We start from the raw sequence: 4,895 nt of genomic DNA on the forward strand, positions 1-4,895 counted from the left end.
CGGGGCGGCGGTGGGCCGGCCCGCGGTGGCGGTGGGCTCGGCGGTGGGGGCCGGCGATTGCGTCGCGCCGCCGGGGTTGCCGCTGCGGCCGGCGGCCAGCGGGGTGACCGCGAAGGTGTTGTAGCACTCGGTGATCTTGGCCGGGACGACGACGGACGCGGTGTTCCCCGGCGGGTAGACGCGCAGGTCGGCGGAGGTGGCCAGACAGGTGCCCTGCTGGTTGATGGTGTGGATGGTGTCGCTGGCGGAGGCGCCGGGCGCCAGCACCACCGGGCTGTACCCGGGGTGTTCGCGGGTCGCGGGCTGACCTATCTGCCGGCCGCTCGCGTCCAGCATGGACACGCCCGGGTAGCCGGTCAGGTGGCAGGTGGTGCCGCTGTGGTTGGTGAAGACCAGATAGAAGTAGAGGTTGCCCGCACCGGCGTCGCCGCCGCGCTGGGCGACCGACAACTGCGAGGTCGCGCACATCGGGCCGGCCGCGGCGCGGACCGGGGTGGAGGCCGTCGCCGGGATCGCGGTGCACGCGGCCGCGGCAACGGCGGCTGCCGCCACGGCTACTGAACGCTTGCGCATGTCCTTGTCCCTCGTTTCTCCCGCGGCCCCCGGACTCGCAGCGAACCGGACGGGCCGGACCGGGAATCGCGAACAGAGACGACACGGCGGGGGACGGGGTTGTAAAGGGATGTCAAAGTCCCTGCCGCCCGGCGGACCTGTGGCGCGCGCTTCGCAAAAAACGACGGCACCACGGTAGTTGGCGGCGCATTCGATGAAAAAACTGGTCCGCACTACGGACATCAGCAGCCGCTTGCGCCACACTCGTTGGCTGGCATCACCCCCCACGGCGTCCGTACACCCGGAGGTATGGCATGTCCTTGCCCAGATTGTGGCACCGGAGCCCCGAGCCGGCTCCCGAACCCGGCCACTCCGCGCGTCCGCAGGCGACCCTCGGCCCACGTCGCCGCCCCCACCGTCGCCCGCGCACCTCACGGGCGGCCCGGACCGGCGCGCTGGCCGCCGTCCTGCTGGCCGCGTGCCTGTCCCCGCTGCTGCCCGCCGGGCCGGCCGCCGCCGACGACGGCACGAACGCGGTCGTCGACGGATCCGCGCGCTTCGAGGTGATCAGCCCCACCGTGATCCGCCTGGAGTACGCGGGCGACGGCCACTTCGAGGACCGCCCCACCTTCAACGCGGTCAACCGCGACCACGCGCCGGTCGCCTTCACCAGCACCGTCACCGCCGACGGCTACCGGGAGATCCGCACCGCGGCCGTCGACCTGCGCTACCGCCGCGGCTCGGGCCCCTTCACCGCGGACAACACCACCGCCCAACTGACCGTCGCCGGCAAGAGCGTCACCGTCCACCCCTACGGCGGCGCCACGGCCGGCGGCTGCACCTTCGGGTCCCTGTGCGAGGCGGAGGCCGCGCAACTCACCGCGGGGGTCACCGTCGGCACCGACCACACCGGCTTCACCGGCACCGGATTCGCGGCCGGCTTCGAGCAGACCGGGGCGAGCGTCACCGCGACCGTCGGCGCCGTACCGGCCGCGGGCACGTACAGCCTCGCCGTCCGTTACGCCAACGCGGCCGGCAGCGACGGCCAGACCACCCAGCGCACCTTGACCGCGACCGTGAACGGCGCCGCGGCCGGCACCCTCACCCTGCCGCCCAGCGGCAGTTGGGACACCTGGAAGACCGTCGATCTGAGCGTGCCGCTGACCGCGGGCACCAACACCGTCAAGATCGCCCGCGGCGCCGGCGACAACGGCCGGGTCAACATCGACAGCCTCGCCCTGCTCAGCCCCGGCGCCGCCTACCCGGGCGCCCCGGGGGCCCCGAGCGCGAACTCCCAACTCGGCGGCTGGTACCGGGGCCTGGACAACCCCGCCACGCTGCCCGTCGCGCTGCACCCGGGCGTGCTCAGCCGCGACGGCTGGTACCTGCTCGACGACAGCAAGACCCCGATCCAGAACGCGGACGGCACCATCAGCCAGCGGCCCACCACGGCCGGACAGCCCTACAGCGACGGCTACTTCTTCGGCTACGGGCACGACTACAAGCAGGCACTCACCGACCTCAGCGCCGTCACCGGCCCGACCGCACTGCTGCCGCAATGGGCCTACGGCGTCTGGTACTCGCGCTACTACGCCTACACCGACGCCGACTACCGCAACACCCTGCTGCCCGCCTTCCGCGCCAACCACGTACCCCTGGACGCGCTCGTCATCGACACCGACTACAAGTCGCCGAGCACCTGGGACGGCTGGAACTGGAACACGGGCCTGTTCCCCGATCCGACCGGCTTCATGAACTGGACCAAGACCCAGGGCCTCAAAGTCGCGCTGAACATCCACGCCAGCATCGGCGGCAACGACCCGAAGTTCGCCGCCGCCAACGCCACCGCGGGCGGCCTCGCCCAGTCCGGCGGCAACTACGTCTTCGACTGGAGCAACCCCCAGCAGGCCAAGGCGTACTTCGACCTGCACAGCTCCTTCGAGCAGCAAGGAGTGCGCGAGTGGTGGCTGGACTGGTGCTGCGACGCCAGCCAGGTCAGCGCGCCCAACATCACCCCCGACGCCTGGATCAACCAGCTGTACAAGCAGCACGACGACGCCCGCGGGGTGCGCGGCTTCGCGTTCTCCCGGATGGGCGCCTCCTACCAGAACTACGGCGGCAGCTACCCGGCCGGCCCGTGGGCCGAGCACCGCAACACCCTGCAGTTCACCGGCGACACCCCCGCCACCTGGGACATGCTCGCCTACGAGGCGCAGTTCACCGCCGACGAAGCCGCCATCGGCCTGTCCAACGTCAGCGACGACATCGGCAGCTTCCACGGCGGCCACCTGGCCGACGACCTCTACGCCCGCTGGGTCCAACTGGGCACCTTCCAGCCCGTCGACCGGCTGCACTCCGACCACGGGGACCGGCTGCCCTGGAACTACGGCGCGGCGGCGGACTCCTCCGCCACCCGGTTCCTCCAACTGCGCGAGGCCCTCGTCCCGTACACCTACTCGCTGGCCCGGCAGGCCTACGACACCGGAGTCCCCGTCGTCCGCCCGCTCTACCTGGACTACCCCGAGTCCGACGCGGCCTACACCAACGCCGGTGAGTACCTCTACGGCGACGACGTCCTGGTCCGCCCGGTGACCACCGCTGGCACCTCGGCCACCAGCAGCGTCTGGATCCCGCCGGGCACCTGGACCGACTACTTCACCAACACCACCTACACCGGGCCCGCCACCGTCCAGATCACCAACGACCTGTCCACCATGCCGGTGCTGATCCGCGGCGGCGGCATCCTGGCCACCCGCACCGACCAGGTCGACAACGCCGCCCAGCGACCCCTGGACCAGGTGACCTTGGACATCGCCGCCGGCGCCGACGGCTCCTTCCCCCTGTACGAGGACGCCGGCGACACCAACGCCTTCACCACCGGCCAGTCCACCCGGACCGCCATCACCTACGACAACACGGCCGCCACCGTGCACATCGCCGCCGCCCAGGGCAGCTATCCCGGCCAGGTCACCGCCCGCAGCTGGACCCTCCATCTGCGGAACCTGGCCGCCGCCCCCGCCACGGTCACCGTCGACGGCCGGACCCTGACCGCCGGCACCGACTGGACATACGACGGCGCGAGCCGCCAACTCACCGTGCGCACGGCATCTTTGCCCACCGGATCGGCGCACACCATCGTCTGCCGCTGACCGAACCGAATGGTGTACCGTCTCCCGCCAAAGGAGCGTCTCCGGGGGCGGGCCCTTTCCGGCCGAGCCGACTCCGAACAGATCCGCGCCAGTCATTCATGGACATTCATGAATGCACCAGCAAGGAGTCCAGGCCATGGCCAAAACCGTGCTGTCGGGCTTTTCCGGACGTCGCCCCGTGATCCTCGCGGTGCTTCTCGTCCTCCTGCTGTGCCTGCTCGCCCTGTCGATGATCGCCGCCACGGCCGCGCACGCGGCCGGGGCGGCGCCCATCCCCGGCTCACCGCTGGACGCCTACGACAAGCAGCTCCCCTACGACACGGGGGTGCACCGGCTGGCCCGGCTGGCAGCCCTGATCGCCTACGTCCTGATGGTCGCCACCGTCGTGCTGGGCGCGGTGCTGCGGCTGCGTTTCCTGCAGCACGCGGTGAACCGGTCGACTTTCTACGGCGCCCACATGACGCTCGCACTGGCGGCGATGATCTTCGGCGGTATTCACGGAGTCACGTTTCTCTACCAGCCGGTGTGGCGGATCGACACGATACGCCTCATGGTTCCCTTCAGTGGCGGACTGCAACGTATTCCGGTGGGATTCGGCATTCTCGGGACGGAACTCGCCGTCGCCGTCGCCTGCGCGGTCTGGCTGCAACGGCGACTCGGTTACCACCGGTGGCTGCGTGTTCACCAGTGCGCCTATATCGCCTTCGCGGCGATCTGGCTGCACATCGTGCTCGTCCATCCCGAACCGCGGCACCTGAACCTGGTGTCGGTCGGGATCGCGACCGGCGCGGTGACGGTGCTGCTGACCTTCCTGCTGCGGCTGTTCCCCTCCCGCTCCCGGCTCAGACGCCGCGCCTTCCCGGCCCGGGCGGAGGTGGTGGAATGAGCGACCACCGCCAGCTGCCGCCCGCACCGCCCCCCTACCCCGCGCACGGATCCCCGCTTGCGGCCGGGCCGAGGACCGTCGCCGCCGGCGCCTTCGGTCCGGCCCGCCCCGCCCTGGTGCCCGAGGCGGAGCCGATCCGGATCAGTGTCGACAACAACCGCTGCCACATCTACGGAATCTGCCAGCAGGAGGCGCCGGAGGTCTTCCGGATCGCCGAGAGCGGCTCCCTGCACTACACGCCCGCCGTGCCGGCCGAACTCGCCGCCAGGGCGCGGCAGGCCGCGCGCTGCTGCCCGATGCAGGCCATC

The 4,895-nt window shown here is 71.3% G+C and carries 4 protein-coding genes; 3 read left to right on the forward strand and 1 reads right to left on the reverse strand.

What is annotated here, in order from left to right; genetic code table 11:
* On the reverse strand, positions 1-573 hold a 573-nt coding region (locus GA0115240_RS36130), incomplete at its 3' end, for a DUF4232 domain-containing protein (RefSeq protein ID WP_161302173.1).
* A 293-nt stretch (positions 574-866) separates the two neighbouring features.
* Between GA0115240_RS36130 and GA0115240_RS12285 the strand changes: the two genes are divergently transcribed.
* The 3 genes from GA0115240_RS12285 to GA0115240_RS12295 all read left to right on the forward strand — a co-directional run.
* Positions 867-3,701 carry a TIM-barrel domain-containing protein gene (locus GA0115240_RS12285; RefSeq protein ID WP_093736716.1) on the forward strand — a complete coding sequence of 945 codons (2,835 nt, stop codon included), beginning with the start codon at positions 867-869 and terminating at the stop codon, positions 3,699-3,701.
* A gap of 136 nt (positions 3,702-3,837) precedes the next feature.
* Positions 3,838-4,587, forward strand: a complete 750-nt coding sequence (locus GA0115240_RS12290; protein ID WP_161302175.1) for a ferric reductase-like transmembrane domain-containing protein — start codon at positions 3,838-3,840, stop codon at positions 4,585-4,587.
* The coding region (locus GA0115240_RS12295) for a ferredoxin (protein WP_093736718.1) at positions 4,584-4,895 on the forward strand (312 nt) is incomplete at its 3' end. The genes GA0115240_RS12290 and GA0115240_RS12295, both read left to right, overlap by 4 nt.

The sequence above is a fragment of the Streptomyces sp. DvalAA-14 genome, assembly GCF_900091855.1.
Lineage (GTDB): Bacteria > Actinomycetota > Actinomycetes > Streptomycetales > Streptomycetaceae > Actinacidiphila.

What these genes read in the sequence shown, in the direction of transcription:
- GA0115240_RS12285 (WP_093736716.1), top strand. Translation starts at nt 867, where the DNA reads ATGTCCTTGCCCAGATTGTGGCACCGGAGCCCCGAGCCGGCTCCCGAA.
- GA0115240_RS12290 (WP_161302175.1), top strand. Translation starts at nt 3,838, where the DNA reads ATGGCCAAAACCGTGCTGTCGGGCTTTTCCGGACGTCGCCCCGTGATC.